This window comes from Albibacterium profundi (genome assembly GCF_042159835.1).
Classification (GTDB): Bacteria; Bacteroidota; Bacteroidia; order Sphingobacteriales; family Sphingobacteriaceae; genus Albibacterium; species Albibacterium profundi.
The window spans coordinates 1,093,611-1,119,773 of sequence record NZ_JBBVGT010000002.1; the positions used below are offsets into that span (position 1 = coordinate 1,093,611).

At 40.8% G+C, this 26,163-nt stretch carries 21 protein-coding genes; 17 read left to right on the top strand and 4 right to left on the bottom strand.

Annotated elements, in window-relative coordinates; translation table 11 throughout:
• Positions 1 to 93: 93 nt before the first annotated feature.
• The 8 genes from WKR92_RS06250 (at position 94) to trpC (ending at position 8,241) form a co-directional block, all read left to right on the top strand.
• Entirely contained in the window at positions 94 to 858 is a 765-nt protein-coding gene (locus tag WKR92_RS06250; RefSeq protein WP_375556964.1) for an enoyl-CoA hydratase/isomerase family protein, read from the top strand.
• Between the two features lie 11 nt (positions 859 to 869).
• Entirely contained in the window at positions 870 to 1,745 is an 876-nt protein-coding gene (locus tag WKR92_RS06255; protein ID WP_375556965.1) for an SDR family oxidoreductase, read from the top strand.
• A gap of 47 nt (positions 1,746 to 1,792) precedes the next feature.
• Positions 1,793 to 2,077 (top strand): ATP-dependent Clp protease adaptor ClpS, encoded by a 285-nt coding sequence (locus WKR92_RS06260; protein ID WP_375556966.1) that lies wholly within the window; start codon positions 1,793 to 1,795, stop codon positions 2,075 to 2,077.
• Between the two features lie 182 nt (positions 2,078 to 2,259).
• The gene (locus tag WKR92_RS06265; RefSeq protein ID WP_375556967.1) at positions 2,260 to 4,719 is read left to right on the top strand and encodes a TonB-dependent receptor; all 2,460 of its coding nucleotides are present in this window, start codon (positions 2,260 to 2,262) and stop codon (positions 4,717 to 4,719) included.
• 63 nt (positions 4,720 to 4,782) lie between these two features.
• Positions 4,783 to 5,232, top strand: coding sequence for a cytochrome B (locus WKR92_RS06270; protein WP_375556968.1), 450 nt, complete (start codon positions 4,783 to 4,785; stop codon positions 5,230 to 5,232).
• A 193-nt stretch (positions 5,233 to 5,425) separates the two neighbouring features.
• Entirely contained in the window at positions 5,426 to 6,841 is a 1,416-nt protein-coding gene (locus WKR92_RS06275; RefSeq protein WP_375556969.1) for an anthranilate synthase component I family protein, read from the top strand.
• 10 nt (positions 6,842 to 6,851) lie between these two features.
• Positions 6,852 to 7,436 (top strand): anthranilate synthase component II, encoded by a 585-nt coding sequence (locus WKR92_RS06280; protein ID WP_375556970.1) that lies wholly within the window; start codon positions 6,852 to 6,854, stop codon positions 7,434 to 7,436.
• Positions 7,437 to 7,452: 16 nt separating this feature from the next.
• Positions 7,453 to 8,241: an indole-3-glycerol phosphate synthase TrpC gene (trpC, locus tag WKR92_RS06285; protein ID WP_375556971.1), complete on the top strand. Its 789-nt coding sequence runs from the start codon at positions 7,453 to 7,455 to the stop codon at positions 8,239 to 8,241.
• A 38-nt stretch (positions 8,242 to 8,279) separates the two neighbouring features.
• On the opposite strand, the gene WKR92_RS06290 is transcribed toward trpC, so the two are convergent.
• Positions 8,280 to 9,476 carry an anhydro-N-acetylmuramic acid kinase gene (locus WKR92_RS06290; RefSeq protein WP_375556972.1) on the bottom strand — a complete coding sequence of 399 codons (1,197 nt, stop codon included), beginning with the start codon at positions 9,474 to 9,476 and terminating at the stop codon, positions 8,280 to 8,282.
• A 147-nt stretch (positions 9,477 to 9,623) separates the two neighbouring features.
• On the opposite strand from WKR92_RS06290, the gene nagB reads away from it, so the two are divergent.
• Entirely contained in the window at positions 9,624 to 11,555 is a 1,932-nt protein-coding gene (nagB, locus tag WKR92_RS06295) for a glucosamine-6-phosphate deaminase (RefSeq protein WP_375556973.1), read from the top strand.
• A 66-nt stretch (positions 11,556 to 11,621) separates the two neighbouring features.
• Here nagB and WKR92_RS06300 read toward each other — a convergent pair whose 3' ends face one another.
• Positions 11,622 to 12,926, bottom strand: coding sequence for an FAD-dependent oxidoreductase (locus WKR92_RS06300; RefSeq protein ID WP_375556974.1), 1,305 nt, complete (start codon positions 12,924 to 12,926; stop codon positions 11,622 to 11,624).
• A 126-nt stretch (positions 12,927 to 13,052) separates the two neighbouring features.
• Positions 13,053 to 13,733: a YiaD family glycine zipper/OmpA-like lipoprotein gene (locus tag WKR92_RS06305; RefSeq protein ID WP_375556975.1), complete on the bottom strand. Its 681-nt coding sequence runs from the start codon at positions 13,731 to 13,733 to the stop codon at positions 13,053 to 13,055.
• A gap of 92 nt (positions 13,734 to 13,825) precedes the next feature.
• Here WKR92_RS06305 and pgi point away from each other — a divergent pair, with 92 nt between their 5' ends.
• From pgi to WKR92_RS06345, 8 genes are all read left to right on the top strand, one after another.
• Positions 13,826 to 15,472: a glucose-6-phosphate isomerase gene (pgi, locus tag WKR92_RS06310; RefSeq protein WP_375556976.1), complete on the top strand. Its 1,647-nt coding sequence runs from the start codon at positions 13,826 to 13,828 to the stop codon at positions 15,470 to 15,472.
• A gap of 118 nt (positions 15,473 to 15,590) precedes the next feature.
• Entirely contained in the window at positions 15,591 to 18,899 is a 3,309-nt protein-coding gene (gene secA / locus WKR92_RS06315; protein WP_375556977.1) for a preprotein translocase subunit SecA, read from the top strand.
• Positions 18,900 to 18,915: 16 nt separating this feature from the next.
• Positions 18,916 to 19,353, top strand: a complete 438-nt coding sequence (locus tag WKR92_RS06320) for an SPOR domain-containing protein (RefSeq protein WP_375556978.1) — start codon at positions 18,916 to 18,918, stop codon at positions 19,351 to 19,353.
• Positions 19,354 to 19,360: 7 nt separating this feature from the next.
• Positions 19,361 to 20,545, top strand: coding sequence for a M20 metallopeptidase family protein (locus WKR92_RS06325; protein ID WP_375556979.1), 1,185 nt, complete (start codon positions 19,361 to 19,363; stop codon positions 20,543 to 20,545).
• Positions 20,546 to 20,581: 36 nt separating this feature from the next.
• On the top strand, positions 20,582 to 21,943 hold the full coding sequence (locus WKR92_RS06330) for a mechanosensitive ion channel family protein (protein WP_375556980.1): 1,362 nt from the start codon (positions 20,582 to 20,584) through the stop codon (positions 21,941 to 21,943).
• Between the two features lie 26 nt (positions 21,944 to 21,969).
• A complete protein-coding gene (gene dnaG, locus WKR92_RS06335) occupies positions 21,970 to 23,913 on the top strand; it encodes a DNA primase (RefSeq protein ID WP_375556981.1) in 1,944 nt (647 codons plus the stop codon).
• 2 nt (positions 23,914 to 23,915) lie between these two features.
• On the top strand, positions 23,916 to 24,278 hold the full coding sequence (locus tag WKR92_RS06340) for a YraN family protein (RefSeq protein WP_375556982.1): 363 nt from the start codon (positions 23,916 to 23,918) through the stop codon (positions 24,276 to 24,278).
• Between the two features lie 45 nt (positions 24,279 to 24,323).
• Positions 24,324 to 25,373 (top strand): glutaminyl-peptide cyclotransferase, encoded by a 1,050-nt coding sequence (locus tag WKR92_RS06345; RefSeq protein ID WP_375556983.1) that lies wholly within the window; start codon positions 24,324 to 24,326, stop codon positions 25,371 to 25,373.
• On the opposite strand, the gene WKR92_RS06350 is transcribed toward WKR92_RS06345, so the two are convergent.
• On the bottom strand, positions 25,365 to 26,117 hold the full coding sequence (locus WKR92_RS06350) for a hypothetical protein (RefSeq protein WP_375556984.1): 753 nt from the start codon (positions 26,115 to 26,117) through the stop codon (positions 25,365 to 25,367). The genes WKR92_RS06345 and WKR92_RS06350 overlap by 9 nt on opposite strands.
• Positions 26,118 to 26,163 lie beyond the last annotated feature (46 nt).

Genomic DNA, 26,163 nt, shown 5'->3' on the forward strand with positions numbered 1-26,163 from the left:
CCAAAGCCTTAGATAGATACAGCATTAAAATCGTACCTTTATCTTTGGCCGACCAACCGGAAAGGATGAGAGATAGCTGACAATTAAACTTATATGAAAACACTACAACTCACAGTTAACGACCGAATGGCACTAATTGGTTTCAACAGAGGTAAGTCGAACGCCCTCAACTTTGAAATGCTTCAAGAATTTGGTTCTCTTTTAAATAATATCGAACAAGATGAGAGCATTGCCGGCATCATCATCCATGGTAAAGAACGGTTTTTTAGCTCAGGCTTAGACCTGATCGAACTATACGATTATGATGAACAACAAATACGTGATTTTTGGAAATTGTTCCTAGAAGTCGTAGAAACATTTGTTTCCTTCAAGAAACCCGCGATAGCCGCCATTAATGGCCATAGTCCTGCGGGTGGATGCGTTATTGCATTGTGTTGTGACTATCGAATTATGAACCAAGGTGATTTCATTATCGGGCTAAACGAGATTCCGGTGGGACTAATTGTTCCAAGCAGTATTTTTTCGCTTTACAGTTTTTGGTTGGGTGAACGAAAAGCTTATCAATATCTTATCGAGGGGAAACTTTTAAGCCCTGACGAAGCACTGCAAGATAATCTGGTCGACCAAGTTGTTGACTCAACAAGACTTCGCTTAGAAGCTGAAAAAAAGCTTCAGACCTATATCCAATTCGATGCTAATGCATGGCAACAAAGTAAATTGAACATGCGCAGAGAGATGATTGCAAGTTTCAAGGAAAAGGACGACGAATTGATCAACACCCTCTTAAAACAATGGTGGGATCCGTCGACACGATCAATTTTGAAAACAATTATCAATAACCTGACCGAAAAGAAATAATGTCACATAACATGAATATTCAAGGTGCTTTAAAAGCGGATAGTTTGAACGGTAAAACGATCCTTATCACCGGCGGGGGAACCGGCCTAGGTAGAGCCATGGGCGCTTATTTTCTTGAACTAGGCGCAAATCTGATCATAACAAGCCGTAAATTTGATGTTCTGACGCTTGCTGCCAGAGAAATGGAAGATGCAACCTCCGGTTCTGTGTTGCCAGTGGCCTGCGACGTCCGCGATTACCAGCAGGTTGACCATTTATTAAAAACAGGTTTGGAAAAATATGGAAAGATAGACGGGTTAATAAATAATGCTGCGGGAAACTTTATATCGCCAACCGAACGATTATCAGCAAATGCCTTTTCTACAATCATTGACATTGTGTTGAAAGGAACCGTCAATTGCACCCTAGCATTAGGAAAACATTGGATTAAAGAAAAGCATAAAGCTTCCGTCTTAAATATTGTAACAACCTATGCATCTACCGGTTCAGCCTATGTCGTTCCTTCCGCTGCGGCTAAAGGAGGTGTATTATCGTTGACTAAATCGCTCGCTGCTGAATGGGGCAAGTACGGTATACGTCACAATGCCATTGCTCCTGGTTTATTTCCGACAAAGGGCGCTTGGGATCGCTTGCTCCCCGGCAATTTAGCGGAGAAGTTTAAACCGCAAAACCGTGTCCCACTTAATCGGACAGGCGAACACCAAGAGCTCGCCAACTTAGCAGCCTTCTTAATGTCAGACTTCGCAGAATACATCAACGGAGAAACGATTACCATCGATGGAGGTGAGTGGATACAAGGAGCTGGTCAATTCAACGACTTTCGCCATATTACAGATGAAATGTGGGACTCACTGGAACAGATGATCAAGAAAACAAATGCAGATTGAAAATAGCTTTTAATTTTTCTAATTTTGCACAAAAATCAGTTTAACAAATGCCAGAGACAGAAGTTCAAGAAGAGACCTTTACATTAGATGAAATCCTATCCGCTGTTAAAAAAAGTCACCGGCTTATCTTATGGAATGATGAGACCAATACATTTGATCACGTCATTCATTGTCTCGTAAAATATTTGGACTACACAGAAACACAGGCTGAGAAAATAGCCTGGACAGTTCACACCAAAGGAAAATGTCCGATCCTAGAAGGGTCTTGGACCGAGGTTGAAGTCTACCGCAAGATACTTAAACAGGAAGGCTTGACAGTTACCGTTGAATAGGCCTCCTAGCTTACGTCATCCATTTTCATTCTAATCAATTAGACCATTCGTTGTTCTTTGGAATCTGAGAACACGTAATAATATAGTTACCAAGGCCATACACAAGCTTTTTGGGTTTACCTTTACCAACAAACAAGCAACATATTTAAATAAGTAATTTATCAAAATCATTTAAACCTTAAATGGAACGTAACGTACTATCCACCCTCTTATCATTTCTTATATTATTCCTTACATTTAATGCGACGTTTGCACAGAAAAATTCAGTATTAACAGGCAAGCTAGTCGACCAATCAACATCGACAGCGGTAGATTTTGCTAGCGTAGCGCTTTTTAATGCCGCAAATTCACAAGTTGCAGGAATGCTCTCCAATGAAGCAGGTGAGTTTAGTTTCGCTAATTTAGCGGTTGGAACCTATACGCTTCGCGTCACTTTTGTCGGGTATGCGAATTATGAGCAACGAGTTTCATTAAAGACTGACGAAAATAAGAATCTGGGCACAATCAATCTTCATCGTGCTTCTGCGGAAGTGCTTGATGCAGTAGTTGTCGAAGCAGAAGTTCCAGATATGCGCCTAGGAATTGACAGGAAGGTATTTAACGTATCTCAAAGCTTACTTAGCGAAGGCGGCTCTGCAACGGATCTTCTAGAGAATGTCCCTTCCCTTTCAGTCGACATGGATGGCACCGTAAGTCTACGAGGTTCCAGCAATGTTCGTATTCTAATCGACGGAAAACCATCTGCAATGGCAGGAAGTGACATTACACAAACCTTACAGTCCCTGCCGGCAAACTCCATCCAGAGCATTGAAGTTATCACCAATCCATCATCCAAATACGATGCAGAAGGACAATCCGGAATTATTAATATCGTCTTAAAAAAGAATATCCGCCGGGGGCTAAATGGGATGATCACCGCTTCGGGCGGATCTTATAATAATTATGACGGAGGAATTAGTTTAAATTATCGAGACGAGAAGTTCAATTATTACGGTAACTACAACTTCCGCAAATCAAACCGACTAGGCGATGGTTTTAATAAAAACACAAACCTATCAAACAACGGAAGAACCGAAAATACAAGCGAAAATTCTAGAAAAGGAAATGGACATTCAGGCAAACTAGGCATTGATTATAATATTGACGACAAAACAACGATAGGTTTATCAAGTAACTTTAGTATACGAGACAATAATCGCTCAGAAGTACTGTTTTATCAATATTTCAACCAGCCAGACCTATCTGGCACCAGTAATCGAATAACTGAACAAAACGAGGACGATTTTGGTTATGATTTAAACTTAGACTTCCGTCGCGATTTTAATCGACCAGGGGAAAACTTGATGGCAAACTTTGCTTATGGCAAAAGCACGGAAGATGGCGTACAGCACTTTAATCAAGTTTTTTCGGAAGATGCACCAGATGATCAACGTATAAATAATACTTCTGAAGTAGGGAAAAATGCAAATATTCAAATTGACTATGTGTTGCCTTTTGATGAAGAAAACAGATTGGAAGCAGGGTACCGGACATCCATACGATACGATGATGAAGAACAAATTTCCGACCGTTTTGACCCAGTGTCAAATTCGCTAATACGCGACTACGACCTGACGAATCGTTTTGAAATGGAAGATATAGTTCACTCGGTTTACAGTAATTATCAGAATAAGATTACCGATAAACTGGGCTTCCAGCTGGGTCTGCGTCTAGAGCAGGCTTATTTAAATACAATTTACGAATCACTCGACCCGTCGGTTGCTGAGGAAAATCATCTGACCGAAGGTAAACTAGATTACTTACGATTATACCCGAGCTTGTTTCTCACTCAACAATTAGGAGAAGATGAACAACTACAAGCCAGCTATACGAGACGTGTACGTCGACCACGCGGCTGGCAGGTAAATCCATTCATAGACATCTCCGATCCGATGAATATTCGTACCGGGAACCCGAATCTTATGCCTGAAGACATTCATTCTTTTGAATTGAGTTACGCCAAGTTTTGGCCAATGGTTACACTTACATCATCAGTCTATCATCGACGCGTAAACGATGGAATCGAGAGCATTCGAACTAGTGCAAATGAAGAAACATCAGCGACCATGTCTCAATGGTATAATATTAGCCGAACTGACGCTACCGGTTTTGAATTAATTTCAAAAGTCACGTTCAGTCCAAAAATTGACGCAACTGCGAACTTTAATGCATTCTATAATAAATATTTCGGCAGTGAAGAGTTTAATTTAGAGCCTACCGACGGATTCAACTGGGATGCGAACATTAGCAGTAATGTGAAAATACTAAAGGATCTCAGCGGACAAATTCGGGCCCAATATTATGCTCCGAGAACCAGAGCACAGGGAACTTCAATCGCCTCATTTGTGATGGATGCTGGCGTTAAAATGGACGTTATGAATAAAAAGGGGAGCATCATGCTAAATGTACGCGACCTGTTTAATCAACGACGCTGGGGTGGAACTACTTCAACACAATATTTTACACAGGAATTTGAAAGGCGATGGATGCGCAGAACGGTCACATTATCATTGAGTTATCGCTTTGGAAAAAATAATTTCAACACAAAGCAAACAGATCGAAACCAAGAAGATAGCTTTGGAGGAAATGAACCGCCATTCTAATTTTCTTTTTTACTACTTTGAGTAAAAAAATGTAGCTTTGGTGGAAACAAGAAATAAAGAATCATGAATTTACATTTAGCTTTAAAGCATCTACACTCCGGATGGCGTTACGTTGCACTGTTGTTGATTATTATCGCGATTATTAGTGCATTCTCTGGCTGGTTTGGAAAAAACAACTACACAGAAGGCAATCGGAAGCTTAATTTATTTACCTTGATTGCTTTTCATCTTCAAGCACTAATCGGTCTAATATTATATTTTGTTAGTCCGAAAGTGCGCTTAGATGATATGGCAATGGCCATGAAAGACAGCATCAGCAGATACTGGACTGTAGAGCATTTATTCATGATGTTGATCGCCGTCGTGTTGATTACTATTGGTCACTCTAAATCAAAAAAGATTACAGCGTCAACACAAAAGCATAAGACCATTGCGATTTTTTACACCTTAGCCTTAATTATTGTAATTGTTGCAGTCAGCATGAGCGGAATCCCGATTTGGGCTATGTCTTAAAAAAATAACCCGAGATTAGGTTTTTTAAGAAATCTTCTTAAATTTGTCATCAATGATGAAAAAAACATATACAATTAGCTGGTGGTGGTGTGATAAATAAGCACGCCGGGCTAAACGTATAACAAAATATTAGATTCTATTTGAAGACCCGACGTATAAAATGTCGGGTTTTTTTGTGTTTAAAAACAGTGAAATGAAGAAAATTAAGATATCAACTTCTTTTAGAAAGATGCTCGCCGATACGACGACCCCCGTCAGTATTTATTTGCGATTGAGGGATATGTTTCCCAATAGCCTCTTACTTGAAAGCTCCGACTACCATAGTCGAGAAAATAACATGAGTTATGTCTGTTGTGTACCGATAGCCGGTATAAAACTCGACAAAGATCAATTTGAGATAAGCTATCCCGATGGAGAGAAGGTGACAAAGACTTCGAGCTCGATCGAAATAAGAAAAGAAATTTCTGATTTCTGTAATTCGATAACGGCAGATGAGTCAGACGTGAAATTTATCTCTAACGGTTTATTTGGATATTTTACCTTTGATGCTGTACAACATTTTGAAGACATAAAGCTTAACACCGAAGCTTCAAAAGCGAGGGATATACCGTTTATGCAATACAACATCTATCAATATGTTATTGCAATAGACCATTTTAGAAATGAGCTTTATATTTTCGAACATACAACGGATGATAAAGAACCTTACGGTTTAGACCAGATAGAATACCTAATTCAAAACAAAGATTTCCCTGATTATCAATTCTCATTAAACGGTCCGGAAAGTTCCAATTTGGAAGATAAAGAATTTAAAGACCTTGTTGAAATGATGAAGAAGCATATTTATCGTGGCGACGTCTTTCAAATTGTGCCGTCCAGAGCATTCTCGCAACCTTTTTTAGGGGATGAATTCAATGTATACCGCGCCCTTCGTTCCATCAATCCATCACCTTATCTTTTCTATTTCGATTATGGAAGCTTCAAACTCTTCGGTTCTTCTCCCGAATCGCAATTAACCATTAAAAACGATGAAGCTGCTATCTATCCGATTGCCGGTACCTTTAAAAGAAGTGGTAATGATGAGGAAGATTTAGCAATAGCGGATGCTTTAAAAAATGACCCAAAAGAGAGTGCAGAACACGTTATGCTGGTAGATTTAGCAAGAAACGACCTCAGTAAACATTGCGAGGACGTTAAGGTACAATCCTTCAAGGAATCACAACTATACTCTCATGTTATACATCTTGTGTCTAAAGTGACGGGGACACTTAGAAAAGATGTCAATCCATTTGATATCGTTGCAGATACATTCCCTGCCGGCACGTTAAGCGGCTCACCTAAATATATGGCGCTCACGTTGATCGATCGCTATGAGACCGTCCAACGGAGCTATTATAGTGGCGCCATCGGATTTATGGGTTTTAACGGCGACTTCAATCACGCCATTATGATACGCTCGTTCCTAAGCAAGCAGAACACGTTACATTATCAGGCTGGCGCGGGAATCGTCGCCGACTCTAATGCGGAAAGCGAACTAAAAGAGGTAGACAATAAAATCGCAGCGCTAAGAAAAGCATTACAATTTGCCGAGACCATTAATAAGAATTAGAAGAAAAAAAATGAAAACAGCGGTTAAGAAAGAAGTTGTCATTATCGACAACTATGACTCATTTACTTTTAACTTAGTACATCTATTACACGAATGTGGTTACGAGGCGACAGTATGGAGAAACGACAAGTTTGAATTAGCTGATTTAGCGCGTTTCGATAAGATCATGTTATCTCCGGGCCCAGGTATTCCTGCTGAATCCGGTTTGCTTTTGGATGTGATAAAAGAATATGGCACAAAAAAGAGCATTTTAGGAGTGTGCCTTGGTCTTCAGGCTATTGCAGAAGTATATGGAGGTCAGTTATACAACTTAGATAAGCCTGTACACGGCACTGCAACACCGATTACAGTATTAAAGCCGAATGATGTCCTTTTCCAAGAACTGCCCAATTCGTTTTTGGTCGGCCGCTACCATTCTTGGGCGGTGGACAGAGAAGCGGTGCCAGACGAACTAGAAATAACAGCCGTAGACAATCAAGGAGTCATCATGGCGGCCAGTCACCGGACCCTCGATGTCCGCGGAGTACAGTTTCACCCAGAATCCATTCTTAGCGAACATGGTGTACAACTAATTAGTAATTGGCTGAAGCAATAATTTAAGTATAACTCAAATGAATATATTAGAAAAGATTATCCAACGGAAAAAAATAGAAGTAGCTGATGCAAAAGAGCGCGTTTCGGTAGCTGAGTTAGAATCAATGCCTTTATTTTCTCGGACACCTTACCAGCTAGCAGATTTTGTTTTCGATCCCAACCGAAATGGAATTATTTCCGAATTTAAAAGAGCTTCCCCATCGAAGGGTGTTATCAATGACCATTCAAATATAGTTGATATTGTAACAGCCTACGCTGCGAACGGCGTGTCCGCCATTTCTGTCCTGACGGATCGTGACTTTTTCGGAGGTAGCCTGCAGGACCTGTCAATTGCACGCCAGCACGTCAGTATCCCTTTGTTGAGAAAAGAGTTCATTATCGATGAATTTCAAATTATCGAAGCAAAAGCCTATGGAGCTGATATTATTTTACTTATCGCATCATGCCTAACACCAAGAGAGATAATCCAACTATCAACGATAGCAAAAACATTGGATTTAAATGTATTGTTGGAAGTTCATAATGAGAAAGAACTAAGTGACAATCTCATCGATACGGTCGATGCCATAGGAGTGAACAACCGGAACTTAAACGATTTCACAGTCTCCGTAGATCACTCTTTAAATTTGGTTAACCAAATACCTGATCAGTATATTAAAATTTCCGAAAGTGGGATCAGCGAAGTGAATACGATTAAAGAGCTCAAAACAGCAGGGTTTAACGCATTTTTAATTGGCGAGAATTTTATGAAAAGCAAAGATCCTCAACTCGCTATTGCAGATTTTACAAAACGCTTGTCATCCTAACAAGCTTTAAAGTGATATCTTTTAAACGCCGATAATTGTTAATCGGGAAAGCTGATCTTACCAAAGCAAACCCCGGGGGCACCTGATACCGCTGGAAAAATAATGGGAGCACCTGCAACAGTTTCATTGGCTAGAAGTGAAAACAGAACCGCTTCTTTGGCGTCAGGGTTCATCCCTAAAACAGATGTATTCTCAATCGTAGTACCCACTAAAAGCGACTCTAAGTTTGTCATTAGTGTCTTATTAAGATGTCCACCACCGCTAACATATAAAGATAAAGCTCCGTACTGCTCCTTTAAAGGAGCGAGGGAGTCAGCAATGCATCGTGCAGTAAACATAGACAAGGTAGCCATCACATGTTCCTTCTCAAGCTTCTGCGTATCACTCCGTAATTGTGCCTTTTCAAGGTAAGAAAGATTAAAGAGCTCAGGTCCGGTTGTTTTCGGATGGCTTTTATGAAAAAAAGGATGTTCAAGCAAGCTATTTAACAAATCTTGATTGACTAGCCCCAGACGGGCAACTTCACCATCTTTATCATAGGGCTTCGACCAGTTAACTTGCATATATTGATTCATAAGTGTATTACCGGGACCAACGTCTGACGCAAATACACCTTCAACGCGTCTACCTGCAGGTAAAAACGAAAAATTCGAAATTCCTCCTATATTCAAAAGAACGCGATTCTCCGACCCATGTCCGAAAAGCAAATAATCGCCATAAATTACCAGTGGCGCTCCTTCACCCCCAGCAGCTACATGTTTTTGACGAAAATCGGATATCGTAATAATACCGGTGTATCGAGCAATATGATCACCATCTCCGATCTGTAATGTACTATTCGTAAACCCTTGAGCATGCGTTGAATTGATAGGTGCATGGAAAACCGTCTGACCATGACTTGCAATGAGATCAATCTTACTTGCATCCAAGCTCCATTTTTTTAGAGTTTTACCCACTAGTTCCGCATGCGCAATCCCTATTTTGGCATTCATCGCACAGAGCATTTCCGTATAAACCGTTTCTTTTGAGAATATTGATTTTATCTCATTCCGAAAGGCACTCGAATATTCGAGCGACTCAAATGCCAGCAATTCTAAACGAGTTTTAGTCCCACTTCCCTGAATTTTAGTCAGTGCGATATCGAGTCCATCGAGTGATGTACCTGACATAAGTCCGATGATTATCCGAGTATCCTTCTCGCCAATATTACATAAAGCTTCAAGATTTTTATTCATTCCGTTGTTTTTAGGTCTTGCGCAATCGTGTGCATTGAGTTAACGCGACAGATTTATGTCAATAATACTATAAATACACCAAAAACGAAGCATTTTGTAGAATAGAATTATTAGATTTGCTTCTCACCTTAAACGTATTAAACCAAAATGGCAAGATTAAATTTACTGGAAGAAACGCGTTTTGAAAAGTTACCAGTTACTGTATTTCCTAACCAGGAGGAAGCTTCAATCGCTGTTGCAAACCGAATAGCAGCGCTAATCAAAAACAAACAAGAAAAAGGTGAGTCGGCCGTATTGGGTCTGGCAACAGGAGCAACTCCAGTTAAAGTTTACGATGAACTTATTCGTCTTCATAAAGAAGAAGGCTTAAGTTTCAAGAATGTTATTACATTCAACTTGGATGAATATTATCCTATGCAACCCGATGCAGAACAGAGCTATGTTTATTTTATGAACCGAGTGCTGTTTAACCATGTAGACATCGATAGGAATAATATTCATATTCCGGATGGGACACTCCCCGAAGAGCAGATTCATGACTATTGTTTACAATATGAGAAGAAAATCTCTGATCTTGGCGGTCTTGATCTGCAAATTTTAGGTATTGGTCGTACAGGACATATCGGATTCAACGAACCAGGATCAGCACCCAACTCAGGAACCCGATTAGTAACGCTAGATGATTTAACCAGACGGGATGCGTCTAGGAATTTTGGTGGAAAAGAAAATGTGCCTACCAAAGCAATCACGATGGGAGTTGGTACTATTTTCAAAGCTCGTGAAATCATCTTAATGGCTTGGAACGGAACCAAAGCCCAGATTGTAAAGAAAGCTGTTGAGGGTGCAATTAGTGCAGAGGTACCTGCTACCTATTTGCAACTTTCTGATAATGTAGAATTTATTCTTGATAAAGATGCAGCATCTGGTCTTACGCGTTTCGATACTCCGTGGTTAGCAAAAGATTGTGTTTGGGATCAAGGGACCATCAAAAAAGCTGTGATATGGTTAGCAAAAACCTTAAAAAAGCCAATTCTCAAACTTACAGAGGAGGATTATAACAACAATGGCATGGCACAACTTGCCACCGAAAAGGGTCCTGTATACAACATCAATATAGAGATATTTAATTTAATTCAACACACGATTACTGGCTGGCCAGGAGGTAAACCAGATGCCGATGATAGTCAACGGCCAGAACGTGCCTTGCCGAAAAAGAAACGTAGCGTCATCTTCTCACCTCATCCGGATGATGATGTGATTTCAATGGGTGGTACATTCATTCGTTTAGCCGACCAAGGACATGATGTACATGTAGCCTATCAGACCTCGGGGAATACCGCGGTATGGAGCGATGATACACTCCGTTTTATTGAATTTGCCCGTGATTTCTCGAAAGCTATGAATCTTGACACGGAGACCTTAGATAAAGTTTACAACGACACGCGCGAGTTCTTAGACAGAAAGAAGCCCAACCAAGCTGATATCGATGAAATCCTTACCGTGAATGGGTTGATCAGAAAAGGAGAAGCTATCGCAGGTGCTCGCTTTGCAGGGCTTCCTGATAAAAACATTCATTTTCAGAACTTGCCGTTCTACGATCGAGCAAAATATGCGAAGAATGTTTCGACTGAAGATGATATCATTCAAACGATGAAACTACTTGAAGAAATCAAACCTCATCAGATTTTCGCGGCGGGCGACTTTGCCGATCCGCACGGCACACACAAGGTTTGTTTCGATATTCTTAAGGAAGCTATTACACGACTCCGGGAAACTGAAGAATGGACAAAAGATTGCTGGTTGTGGTTGTATCGAGGTGCTTGGCACGAATTTGAGATTCATGAGATAGAAATGGCTGTTCCGTTATCTCCAGCTGAAGTGATACGTAAGCGACATGCAATTTTCAAACATCAATCGCAAAAAGACACACCAGTATTCCCTGGCGATGATGCTAGGGAATTCTGGGTACGCGCCGAAGAGCGTACTGCGGAAACAGCAAAAATCTACGACGATTTAGGATTAGCAGAATACGAATCCATCGAAGCATTCGTCAGATGGAAGTTTGACGAAGAAGTATAACACTCGTTAAAAAAATAAAAAAAAGCCGTCATCGTATTTAATTATCGTGACGGCTTTTTTTGGTTTTTAATAAACGAAATTCCCTTTCTTATCGACTTTTACGCTGAAAGGTTGGAGATACGTATCCACCAGAACGGCAAATTGTCTTCTCGTGATTGGATTATTCGCATCAAATTTGCTCTCAAAATGGAATCTGCTATGCCAACCATTTTGAACCGCTCGATCTACTTCGTCTCCCTTTAATGCTATAAATTTAATGAGATCAATGGTTTCTCCGACGCTCAGTTTATCAATTGAATGTTGATTAAACCAAATTTGACTTCTCGTATATATATTACGCATCACGAATTCTATCTCATCTGTCGAAACAGCACCTGCCGGATCGAAGATAAACTTACCATGCTCGCCGGTCCTACCCTTTAGAATTCCGGACAAACCGATATGTTGAATGAAGGTATTATGGACATCTTCAAAAGCTATATCGTGGAAAGGTATTAATTGTGCTTTAAATGCTAATAATTCGCCTTGAAGTGTACGAATATTGATTTTATCATAATCAAGCTCAAAAAAAGCGCAATATCCGGCCATAGCGCCAAGTACCTGTCCAAGCAGAATCCGGCGTGGCACGTCCTGTATTGAAGAGTTCTCCAGAGCCTTAACGTTGTTTGGGTCAAATGCAGAAAATAGGTTTTTTGCATAGGGTCTTATTAGCACAGAGGCGGGAACAATGGACTCAACATTTTGGTGTTCTTCAATCATCAAACTCGTTTTAAATGCAGTAGAGGCATAAATATCCTTTGTCGGAATTCGCTGCATGGTAGAGCTATCTGATATCTTTTCTTCCGGATCAACTAGTTGCAGCAGTGCGCCGTTTCCCGTCGCATCAACCACCGCAAAAACTTTATAATCGCTACCATTATCAAGACCAAGCCTCCAATCTTTACGAGTACGCCTAATCTCGTCGATCGTTGTGCCATATACAACTGTCAAGTTACTAACAGAGTCAATGATCTTTTCAAATGAATTTAGAGCTACACGAGGATTTAAGTGACGTTTAGCACGATTGAAGACCGAATCCGTGCACCGCGATGCATTGATCGTAGACTTCAAGAACTCACCCCATAGTCCACCATCTAGATTCTGATAAGAAGTTACCTTCAATATCTCGTCCCCTTGCGTCAAGCTACTCTCAAATGATTGGTCGGGATTGACCCACAAGGTCTGAACACCAGAATTGGCAGATTGAACAGCGGCTCCGAAAGCCGCATCACCTTGGCCATAAACGACAAGCTGTATATCAGCTCGCTTTTGCGCCAATAGTGTTAAATTAAATAGTAGAAGAAGAATCAGTAGGCGATGTCCCTTGTTCATGTTAGCACAAATCAATCAACATAAGATATATAGGTTGACCGTAAAAATAAAAAAATGCTGTGAATATTTTACATCCACAGCATTTTAGATTTATTTGTATCTCAAATATTTGCTTATCGTATTGCGTTATTGAGCGGCTTCAGCTTTTGCTTCAGCTTTCATCTGATCATTTGCAACAATCACGATCTCCACCCGTCTATTTTCAGCTCTACCTGCATCTGTTTCATTGCTGGCAATAGGTTCATCTGCACCCATTCCTTTGGTTTGGATCCTTGAGCCACTCAAGCCTTGTGCGGTCGCATAACTTTTTACAGAAGCTGCACGACGCTCTGACAAACCTTGATTATACGAAGCTCTACCCACATTATCGGTATGTCCAATAACAAGAATATCCGTGTCAGGGTTGTCATTTAATGACTGTACAAGCTTGCGAATATTTTCTTTTGCTACTGGCTTTAAATCACTTTTGTCAAAATCAAAAAGGATTCCAGAATCAAATTTTACAATGATACCCTCACCTGCCTTGATTACTTCTGCTCCTTCAACCGTATTTTCAATTTCCGCTGCTTGTTTGTCCATTTTCTTGCCGATAAGACCACCAGCAACACCACCAATAGCACCACCGATAACGGCACCCGCGGCTGTATTCCCAGCCTTGTTACCGATAATAGCGCCAATCCCCGCGCCAGCACCAGCACCGATCCCGACACCTTTTTGCGTATTGGTCAACGAGCTACAACTTGAAAAAACCATGGTAGCAGTAGCTAATGCTATCCCGAATACTGATATCTTTTTTGAAATATTCATAACGTTTGTTTTTATTTTTATTTTCTATCAGCGATATTGCAAACACAATGCCAAAATGGTAATTTCGCCCTTATTCAAAAGCTTATCGTACCATGTTATCAAAAATCAAATTCAACGAAACTCCAGCATATCAATATCTTGCAAATCACTACATCGAAATAGCGCCTAAACACTTGAAAGATCTATTTTCTTCTGACCCAAATCGCTTTCAAAAATTCTCTATTCAGCTTAATGATATTCTCTTTGATTATTCTAAGAATCGGATAAACGACGAAACCTTAGCTTTACTTGTTCAATTAGCGAGAGAGTGTAAAGTCAAAGAAGCGATAAGCTCCATGTTCAATGGCGAGCTGATCAATGAAACTGAAAAGCGAGCGGTTCTTCACACAGCATTACGTAGTCAAAACGACGAACCAATTTACGTTGACGGGCAAGACATCAAACCCGAGATTCGTGCGGTATTAAAACAAATGGAAGTTTTCTGCGAAAATGTAATTTCCGGAACGTGGAAAGGGTATCAAGGTGACGAGATTACCGATGTGGTTAATATTGGCATTGGCGGTTCGGACCTCGGGCCTGTAATGGTAACTGAAGCCCTTAAAGCTTATAAAACGCGATTAAATATTCATTTTGTTTCCAATGTAGATGGCACACATATCGTGGAAACCTTAAAAGACCTGAATCCAAAGACAACGTTGTTCTTAATCGCATCCAAGACATTTACGACACAAGAAACTATGGCAAATGCCTTTTCTGCTCGAAAATGGATTTTGGATGATGGAGCGAGTGAATCGGATATCGAAAAACACTTTGTAGCGCTCTCGACCAATGAAGCAGCGGTTCGATCATTCGGAATTAGCCCTGATAACATGTTTGTATTCTGGGATTGGGTGGGCGGACGTTATTCATTGTGGAGTGCGATTGGTTTATCGATCGCCTTAAGTATCGGTTTCAATAACTTCAAAGAACTGCTTGAAGGTGCCAACGAGGCTGATGAACATTTCCGCAACGCTCCCTTTGAAGAAAATATACCAGTAATCATGGCCATGTTGGGAGTGTGGTATAACAACTTCTTTGACGCAGAAAGCCAAGCAATCCTCCCGTATGATCAATACATGCATCGTTTTGCGGCTTATTTTCAACAAGGCGATATGGAAAGTAATGGAAAAAACGTAGATCGGAATGGCGAAACAATCGACTATCAAACAGGACCGATCATCTGGGGCGAACCTGGGACAAATGGGCAGCACGCATTTTATCAACTAATCCATCAAGGCACTAAATTGATCCCTTGTGATTTCATCGCACCAGCACAAAGTCACAACCCCATTGGCAACCACCATACTCTACTTCTGTCCAATTATTTTGCACAAACAGAGGCTTTAATGAACGGGAAGACAGAAGAAGAAGCGATTGCAGAACTTAAGAAGGCCGGCAAGAACGATGTTGAAATTAAAGCACTAAGCCCATACAAAGTATTTGATGGCAACCGTCCCAGCAACTCATTTTTAATCAAAAAGATTACTCCTCGGACACTAGGTTGTCTGATTGCCTTTTACGAACATAAAATATTTGTACAGGGAGTTGTTTGGAATATTTTTAGCTTTGATCAATGGGGTGTTGAGCTTGGAAAACAATTAGCCGGCAAAATACTCCCTGAACTAGCTGATGATTCTACGGTGTCTACCCACGACTCATCGACCAATGGACTTATCAATCAATTTAAGGCGTGGCGATAATATAGTCTAATATTATTAACTTTGCAAGATCATCTCTGTCAATTTGGCGGATACGTGATTTTGGATTATTTATTGTCAAATTACGTAGAAGATAAATATAAAATAAGATATAAGATAAATGTTAGGATTTCTAAGCAAAGTTTTCGGCAGTAAATCAGCGCGAGACATAAAACACGTTCAACCATTAGTAGATAAAATCAAGGCTGAATACAGTAACCTAGAGTCAATCTCAAACGACGAGCTGAGAGGAAAGACGTTTGCATTCAAAGAAAGAATCGCTGAGTACTTAAAAGATATAGACTCTCAGATCAAGGAATTAAAAGAAGAAGCCGAAAAGGCCGATACCGATATGTCCACAAAAACCTCTCTCTACGAGCAAGTGGATAAATTAGAGAAAAACAGAGACAAAGAGCTTGAAAACGTGCTCATAGAAATTCTTCCTGAGGCATTCGCAGTTGTAAAAGAAACAGCAAGACGATTCACCGAAAACTCAAGTCTAGAAGTCACCGCATTAGAATTCGATCGTGACTTGGCAGCTATTCATCCTCATATCGAGATTAAAGATGAGAAAGCTATCTGGCAAAACACTTGGACTGCAGCAGGTTCACAAGTAACCTGGAATATGATTCATTACGATGTCCAGTTGATTGGCGGTATTGTTCTCCATGAAGGAAAGATTGCCGAGATGGCTACGGGTGAGGGTAAAACCTTAGTAGGAACCCTCCCGGCCTATCTTAACGCTTTGTCGGGACAAGGTGTACATATTGTAACGGTGAATGACTATCTAGCTCGTCGTGATGCTGAATGGAACGGGCCAATATTTGAATTCCATGGGTTGAAAGTTGACTGTATAGACAAACACCAACCAAACTCTGCAGCACGTAAAAAAGCCTACGCTGCTGATATTATCTTTGGAACTAACAACGAATTTGGTTTTGATTATCTAAGAGACAATATGACGCAAAATCCGGACGGCTTGGTTCAACGGAAATTGCACTTTGCGATGGTCGATGAGGTGGACTCTGTACTTATTGACGACGCAAGAACACCATTAATCATCTCGGGGCCAGTCCCAAGGGGTGACGAACATGAGTTTTATGAATTAAAGCCTAGAATCGAACGCTTAGTAAATGCTCAGAAAGCTTTTATAAATACAGTATTGAATGAAGCTAAAAAAGCAATCAAGGCAGGAGACATAGACCCTGAAAGTGGCGGTCTTGCACTGCTTCGTGCACATAGGGGCTTACCTAAAAACAAAGCCTTGATTAAGTTTCTAAGTGAAGGAAGTAATAGGCAGGTGCTTACGAAGGCAGAGAACTTCTATATGCAGGAGCAGAGTAAGAACATGCCTAAGGTCGATGCAGAACTCTTCTTTGTAATTAATGAGAAACACAATCAGGTAGAACTTACGGAAAAAGGTATCGAATTAATTACAGCTTCAGGAGAGGATGCTAATTTTTTCATCATGCCGGATGTTGGCTCTGAAATAGCAGAGTTAGAGAAATCTGATCTAAGCGCGGAAGATAAATCAGCTAAGAAAGAGGAAATCATGCGCGATTTCTCTGTAAAATCAGAACGCATCCACTCAGTCAATCAGCTATTAAAAGCATACACATTATTTGAAAATGATGTGGAATACATCATTGACGATAGTAAAGTAAAGATTGTAGACGAGCAAACCGGCCGCGTGATGGAAGGCCGTCGTTATTCGGATGGACTTCACCAAGCGATTGAAGCAAAAGAAAACGTAAAGGTAGAGGATGCCACGCAAACTTACGCTACGATTACTTTGCAGAACTACTTCCGGATGTACCACAAGTTGGCGGGGATGACCGGAACTGCAACCACCGAAGCTGGGGAGCTATGGCAAATCTATAAGCTCGACGTAGTCGAGATACCGACCAACCTACCCATCCAACGAGACGATATGCAAGACGCAGTTTATCGAACTGCACGTGAAAAATATAATGCTGTTGCCGAAGAAATCCAACGTCTTACCGAAGCTAAACGACCAGTTTTGGTCGGTACAACCTCCGTTGAGATTTCTGAGCTTTTAAGTCGAATGCTGAAACTGAGAGGGATCAAGCATAACGTCTTAAATGCGAAATTGCATCAACGAGAAGCAGATATTGTAGCAGAGGCGGGTCAACCAGGAACGGTTACAATAGCGACGAATATGGCCGGTCGTGGTACGGATATCAAGCTTGGCGAGGGAGTGAAAGCTGCTGGAGGTTTAGCTATTGTCGGTACAGAACGTCATGAGTCTAGACGGGTGGACCGCCAGTTGAGAGGTCGTTCCGGCCGTCAAGGAGACCCTGGATCTTCTCAGTTCTTTGTATCACTTGAAGACAACTTGATGCGCCTTTTTGGTTCGGAGCGAATTTCCAATATCATGTTGAAAATGGGAATCGAAGAAGGTGAGGTGATTCAGCACTCTATGATTACGAAATCGATCGAGCGTGCACAGAAAAAAGTTGAGGAGAATAACTTCGGTATCCGAAAACGCCTTTTGGAATACGATGACGTCATGAACTCTCAACGAAGCGTCATCTATTCGAAACGGAAGAACGCATTATTTGGTGAGCGTTTAGATGTGGATTTAAATAATCTTATTTTCGACACCATTGAAGAGATTGTCAGTGACTGTAAAGAGGGCGGAACCTACGAAGATTTGCAGATTGAGTTTATTCGTGTATTCTCTATAGATCCTGAATTAAACGAGGAAACTTTCAACAGCCTTGGTATCGCATCGTTGACCGACCAACTTTTTGAGAAGGTGAACAGTTATTACAAACAGAAAGCTGATAACTTAGCAAAACAGACCTTACCAGTTTTAAAAGACGTTTTCGAGACTAGAGGCGAGCAAATCGAGAATATTGTCGTGCCGTTTACAGACGGGACACGTGCGATACAAGTAACAGCGAATCTGAAGAAAGCAGTCGAATCGAATGGTTTAGAGGTATTCAAAGCTTTTGAAAAAGGCATTGTTCTTGCTTTGATTGACGAGTCATGGAAGGAACATCTTCGAGAAATGGACGATTTAAAACAATCGGTACAAAATGCCGTGTATGAGCAAAAGGATCCGATTATTATTTACAAAATGGAAGCCTTCAACCTGTTTAAGCAGATGCTGGTTGACATGAATAAGGAAATTGTTAGTTTCTTATTCAAGGGTGGGATTCCAACTCAGAACCCACAAGACGTGCGAGAGGCTAGGCCGGCACCGACACAAAATAAACAAATCAAAGTGTCTAAGCCCGAACTAGCAACTGCAGGTTCCGGAGCTGCGCAAGCGATGAATGAAGACACGAGAGAGGTTCAGAAGACCCAGCCTATCAGAAATGATAATAAAGTCGGACGAAATGAACCTTGCCCATGTGGTAGCGGAAAGAAATTTAAAAACTGTCATGGGATAGGACAGGGATAAAGAAACTTAAAGTACGATGAATTACAAATCAATTATTCTTAGTCTAAGCTTACTATTATTCTCAGTTGCTGTTTTTGCACAAGAGAAAAAGGGAAATCTAGAGATTGTGAAGAGTCCAATGATTGATTTGCTACAGGAACGTCGAGTTTACTTTGAGAATAACCCTGTAGAAGTTCGCCCGGTGGACAAAGAAAACGGCACAAGAAGCACCGTGTTAGGTTTCCGTGTTCAAATATATTCCGGATCAAGCAGGAACGAGGCTTATGCAACGCAAGCGAGATTTCAGAAACAATATAAAGATATTGCAACCTATGTAAGTTATACGCAACCTAACTATCGGGTTAAAGTCGGCGACTTCAGAAGTCGGAGTGAAGCGCAAGCATTTATGCGCGAGGTAAAAAACGACTATCCGATGGTATTCTTGTTTACAGAACAAGTTTACGTATATTACTAAAACAACTATGCTTCAAAACGAAATAAAAGAACTGGCTAAACAAATTCACCCCGAAACCATTGCAAATCGAAGACATCTGCATACAAACCCAGAACTGTCATTCGAAGAATTTAATACTGCTTCTTTTATAAAAAACAAACTAGACGAACTAGACATACCATGGGAAAGTATGGCAACCACTGGAGTAATTGGCCTGATCAAAGGCGATTTAGAATCAGACAAGGTCATTGCTTTACGTGCAGATATGGATGCTCTGCCGATACAAGAGGTAGATGGTAGGAGCTACGGATCTTCAAAACCAGGAGTGATGCACGCCTGCGGCCATGATGTTCACACTTCTTCTTTATTGGGAACAGCAAAGATTTTGAGCAGTTTGAAAAGTAAATTTGCAGGTACGGTCAAACTGATATTCCAACCAGGTGAGGAAAAACTTCCTGGTGGCGCCAGCCTCCTAATCAAAGAAGGCGTTCTTTCAAATCCCGCTCCCGACGCGGTGATAGGACAGCATGTTCTACCACTCATCGACAGCGGAAAGATTGGCTTTCGATCTGGAAAATACATGGCATCCGCTGATGAGCTATATGTGCGTGTTATTGGGAAAGGTGGTCATGGCGCACAACCTCAAGAGAATATAGACCCGATTGTTATTACCGCACATATTATCACAGCTCTACAGCAAATTGTTAGTCGTATTGGCGATCCAAAAACACCATCTGTGCTTTCTTTCGGTAAAATTATAGCCGACGGGGCAACCAACGTGATACCCAATGAGGTCTACTTGGAAGGTACTTTCCGCACGTTTGACGAAGCTTGGAGAAAGGAAGCTCATCATCGTATGAAAAAGATGGCCGAAGGAATGGCGGAAAGTATGGGCGCTCGCTGTGAATTCGAGGTAAGAAAAGGCTATCCTTTCTTAGTTAATGAGGAAAAATTAACTGCATCCGTTCGTTCGTTTGCGGAGGACTATCTTGGCAAAGAGAATATAGTCGACCTCGACCTGTGGCTCGCAGCCGAAGATTTTGCTTATTATTCACAGCAAGCAGATGCTTGTTTTTATCGCTTAGGGACACGAAACGAAGCGCGGGGCATCACATCGGCAGTCCACACCACTACTTTTGACATTGACGAAGAAGCTCTCCAACTAAGTACTGGCCTAATGGCTTATATTAGCATCAAGCAGCTCGGCAATTAATTCTTTAACTTTTTAATCCACACAAACTTTTTTAGTATGGAAGTATTATCCGATAATCTAGGTCAAAACCTGGAGAAGTCATCTAGTTTCATAAGTAAGTACTCATATGATATGCTTGTCAAATGGGGAGTTTCTCAGGATTGGGCAGCCTTAGTGAACTGTCTTGTTCTTCTGGCACTATTGCTCATACTTATTTTTGTAATTCATGGCATTGTTCGGGGAATTTTCCGCATCATCCTTAGCAAGATGACCAAAAATGACGATTCGCTTTTGGCATATCTGCGCATACATCGCTTTCCTCACTATTTAGCACTTATCGCACCAGTCAGTTTGATTCACGCCGCCTTGCCGATAGTTTTTGAAAACTATCCTGCTTGGATACGACCCTTATCTCTTTTAACAGATCTTTATTCTGTATTCATGGTGGTCTCGATCATTACATCTGTAGCTCGGGCATTAATCGATGTACTTAAACAGAAAAACGAAGTTTTTAGGTTCCGACCTATGGAGAGTTTTATCCAGATCCTAACATTTGTTCTTTTCTTCTTCGGTGCCATTTTTATGTATGTGCGGGTTACTCAAAACTCACCATTAGAGTTCTTTGCAATATTGGGCGCTACCTCAGCAGTTCTACTTCTAATTTTCCAAGACACCATTAAGGGCTTTGCTGCAAGCATACAAGTAACGACAAATGATATGGTCCGAATTGGCGATTGGATTGCTATGCCGAAATATGGAACGGATGGCGACGTGTTGGAGATTAACCTGACAACCGTAAAAATTCAAAATTGGGACAAGACGATTACTACGGTGCCAACCTATGCATTAATATCGGATGCTTTTCATAATTACCGAGGAATGCAGATGAGCGGGGGACGACGAATTAAACGATCGATCATTGTTAAGCAATCTTCCGTACGTTTCCTAGAGGATGATGAATTAGCTGACTTTAAGAAAATACAAGGTATTGCTGACTATATTCACGAAAGACAAGCAGAGATTACGAAACACAATGACAAATTGGGCATGGACCGATCGCTCCGAGTAAATGGACGAAACCTTACGAATGCTGGACTTTTTAGAAAGTATATCGATTGGTATCTTCGAACACATATGGGCATTAATAAAGATATGACTATCCTCGTAAGACAACTAGATCCTACTAACAAAGGACTTCCTTTCGAGGTATATACGTTTACCGATACTGTAAAGTGGATGGAATATGAAGCTATCTTATCAGATATTTTTGATCATTTGATTTCTTCTGTCAAATATTTTGATTTAGAAATATTCGAGGATGTAGCCGGAAGCGATGCGTTAGCTTTGAAGCCTGGCCACCCTAATCCTAAAAACAATGAACTTCCCGAATCCAAAAACAACCACGATAAAGAAAATTAATTAACTTTACGGTGGAGGATATTTGAGTGATTAAGCAACGTACCATCGACCGTGTATTCGATACCATTCGCATAGAAGAGGTGGTAGGTGATTTTGTCGATTTAAAAAAAAGGGGCACAAACCTAATTGGTTTATGCCCCTTTCATAATGAAAAAACCCCTTCATTCAATGTATCAATAAGTAAAGGGATTTACAAGTGTTTTGGATGTGGTGAAGGCGGCCACGCGGTTGACTTCGTCATGAAACACGAAAAATACTCGTACCCCGAAACTATCCGCTACCTTGCCAAAAAATATAATATTGAGGTTGAAGAAGAAGAACAAAGTGAAGAGCAACAGCTGATACATGATCGTCGCGAAAGCCTATACATTGTAACCAGTTGGGCAGCAGATGTTTTCCAAAAAAGTTTATGGGAAACAGATGAAGGTAAATCCATTGGCCTAAGTTACTTCCGAGAACGTGGTTACCGCGATGATATCATTAAAAAATTTGAGTTAGGTTACTCACCAGAAAGCTGGGACTATTTATATAAACAGGCAAAAGCAGAAGGCCACCAAGAAGAGTATCTAGTTAGTACAGGTTTGATCATCCAGAAAGAGGGGGGTAAGAGCTACGATCGATTCCGTAGTCGAGTAATGTTTCCTATCCACAACCTCACTGGGAGAGCACTGGGTTTTGGTGGGCGTACTTTAAAAACCGACAAAAAGGTACCCAAGTATGTAAACTCACCCGAGAGCGAAATCTATCATAAGTCAGCCATCCTCTACGGGTTGTATTTTGCAAAAAAAGCCATCGTCAACACCGATACGTGTTACTTAGTAGAGGGTTATGCTGATGTTTTATCCATGCACCAAGCAGGGGTGGAAAATGTAGTAGCATCTTCGGGGACTTCGCTTACCATTGAGCAGGTCAAATTGATTTCCCGATTTACAAAGAACGTGACCATGCTTTATGACGGAGATGCGGCAGGGATAAAGGCGTCGCTTAGGGGAACCGACATGTTATTAAAGGAAGGCTTAAATGTTCGCATTCTGCTTTTTCCCGAAGGGAACGACCCAGATTCTTATATTCAAAAGTTTGGTCCAAAAAGTTTCCAAGACTACATTGAACAGAACCAACAAGACTTTATTTCCTTTAAAACCCAAGTGCTGCTCAACGAAGCAGGTAATGATCCTGTAAAACGAGCTGGAGTAATCCGTGAAATTGTAGAGAGTATTGCATTAATTCCTGATTCCATAAAGGCATCGTTATTTATTCGGGACTGTAGTGTGAAACTTGACATCGAAGAGCGAATATTAATTGCCGAGCTAAATAAGATTAAGCTTCAAGAGGCTAAAAAACGACAATCAAACCCTTCACTTGGCAATAAACCAGCGGCTACAGTCGGAACCGATCCGAGTAGCGTTCCGCAGACTACCGATCGGCCGAAAGCGGTCAACTCGAACGACCTTCAAGAAAAGGAGATTATTCGATTGCTTCTTCTTTATGGTGACCAACCGGCAACATGGTTAGAGAATGACAACTATCCCATTGCTGTCCTGATACTTTCTTCACTTCAAGATATCGAATTTACTCATCCCGAAGCAAAGAAAATTATGGACATCTTCATCGAATATGTTAACAAACAAGATTTACCAGAGAACCGCTTCTTCATCACACACGGCGACAAAGGAATTTCAAGTCTAGCCATTTCTCTTTTATCTAATCCATACAATCTGAGCCCTAACTGGAATGATGAAAAGCGACAAATCTATGTGAAACAGGAAACCGACAACCTGAAAGACACTGTACTACGTGCAATTTTTAGGATGAAAAGACGAAAAATAGACGAACGGATCCAACAGGTTCGAGAAGAAATGAAATCTGAGTCGAATGCAGATAATATTTCAATTCTACTACATAAGTACCAAAAACTCAAAGAAGTAGAGAAAGAAACCCTGGAATTTTTAGGAACGGTTATAAGCAGGTAAATATGTCAATACATTTAGAAACAGGCCGGTCTGGCGAAGCTGAAGCATGCAGATTTGTAAATGAAATTGGATATACTATATTAGAAGTGAACTGGCGCTATAAACACCTTGAAGTCGATATCATTGCGATGGACAAAGATGTATTAGTCTTTATAGAGGTTAAAACACGTAAAAGTTTGCTCTATGGCCAACCCTATGAAGCGGTTGACTATCGGAAACAACAAAAACTCAATCGGGCAGCCAACCTATACATTTCATACAAAAAACACCAAGGTGATATTCGCTTTGATATTATTTCTATATTCTCCGACCCAGCCAAGAAGATGAAGGTGGAGCATATCAAGGATGCTTTTTGGCCCGAATAGTCTTTTAAAACATAAATCATTATTTTAGCGAAATATTGAAATCGTATGAGAAATTTATTCCTTTCTGTAATCAGCTTGTTTATTATCGTTTCGGTAGGATGCAACAGCCAAAAGAAAGCTTCCCGTATTACGTTCCTCAGCCCAGAGCCCGGGAATATCCGAATGGGGGATACTATTAAATTACAGCTGAATATACCAGAAACAGAACAGACCGATTCTATAGTTTATTATGTTAATGACAGCCTGATTGAAAGAAGCAACGGGAACGAACCAGTCTTTTTTGACAGTAGCAATTTACGCATTGGCCCTCAGCAGCTCGTTGCGAAGCATTATCAGAATGGCGAATTAACCGAAAGGAAGGTCTCGGTCACTCTTTTACCACAGCAGGCTCCTGAGCAATTTAGCTTCTCTGTCGTAAACACGTTTCCGCATGATGATGAGGCTTATACACAAGGGCTTGAATATCAGAACGGCTTTCTATATGAGAGCACGGGAGAATATGGCCATTCTAGTCTTCGCAAAGTAGATCTTGCTACCGGGAACGTTATTCAGAAAGTCGACCTTCCACAGACTCAGTTTGGAGAAGGCCTAACTATTATAGATAATCGTATTATCCAGCTTACGTGGCGAGAGGGCATTGGGCTAGTATACGATAAATCATCCTTCGAAAAAGTCAAAGAGTTCAACTATCAAGCAAGTCGCGAAGGTTGGGGCATATGCTATGACGGAGAAAAACTTATTAAGTCTGACGGGTCTAACCGTCTCTATTTCCTAGATAAAGACACTTATGCAGAAACCGGCCGATACATCGATGTTTATAACCATAATGGTCCCGTTGACAATCTTAACGAACTTGAGTATATCAATGGGAAGATCTATGCCAATATCTATTTAACAGATAAAATTGCGATTATTGATCCTGTGACCGGCATTGTCGAAGGTGAGCTTAATTTAATAGGTTTACTTCCGCAAAAAGACCGTAAACTCGACACCGACGTTCTTAACGGCATTGCTTATGATCGTGAGAATAACCGGATATTTGTTACCGGAAAAAAATGGAACACACTGTTCCAGATTAAATTATTGTCACCTTAGCGATTCACTCAAGTCGGGCGCCTTAAACTCAGGCAATTTAGGAGCTGCGGGTCTACCGTTTTTTTCGAATTGCTTAAAGGCTTCCATAACATAGTTAGTTGCATCGTATTGATTCCATTTGCGAGCGCGTTCAAATGAGGGTCGATAAATAATAACAAAGTTTTCCAAGTCTTCGCCTTCCAAGTGGGTTAACGACTTGATCAGCGGTTTATTGAATTTTCGGTCAACTACTAATTGATCCTGTTCATAACTCATATACTCTTGAAACCTTCGGGATCTTCTCCCAGTTTTGCCGAAAGTCTCACTTAATGCAGAAATGGGATTGAATATATAAGCAAGCACGGGTGGCTTCCCATCAAAATAGCTGCCTTGTTTTCTATATTGCTCGATAACTTCTTCCATCCGCTGTTCCTTTGTTTGCCCAAAGACATTGACCGTCCGTAGTTGTGTTGATAACGGACGAAGTCTAATAATCATGTCTTCCGTGGACGAGAGTATCAAGTTTTGCTCATTGTAGCCCTCCTTGAACACTCGCAATGTATCTCCTAGTTCAGCGACCAAATTAAACAGTCCAAGTGTATTGGAAACAAAGCGGTCATGAGTTCTTAAATTCCGTATTTCTACGTCGCCAACCCGTGTTTCGTTAGACGAGTTTAATACGACACCGCGAACCGTCTGCTGTCCCAGACCTACCATAGGCAGCGATATGAAAAACAAGAGTACAATTTTTAATAATCTGTTCATGACACATTAGAATCATGTAAACATAAAGAAAAGGGTACAAAGAGTA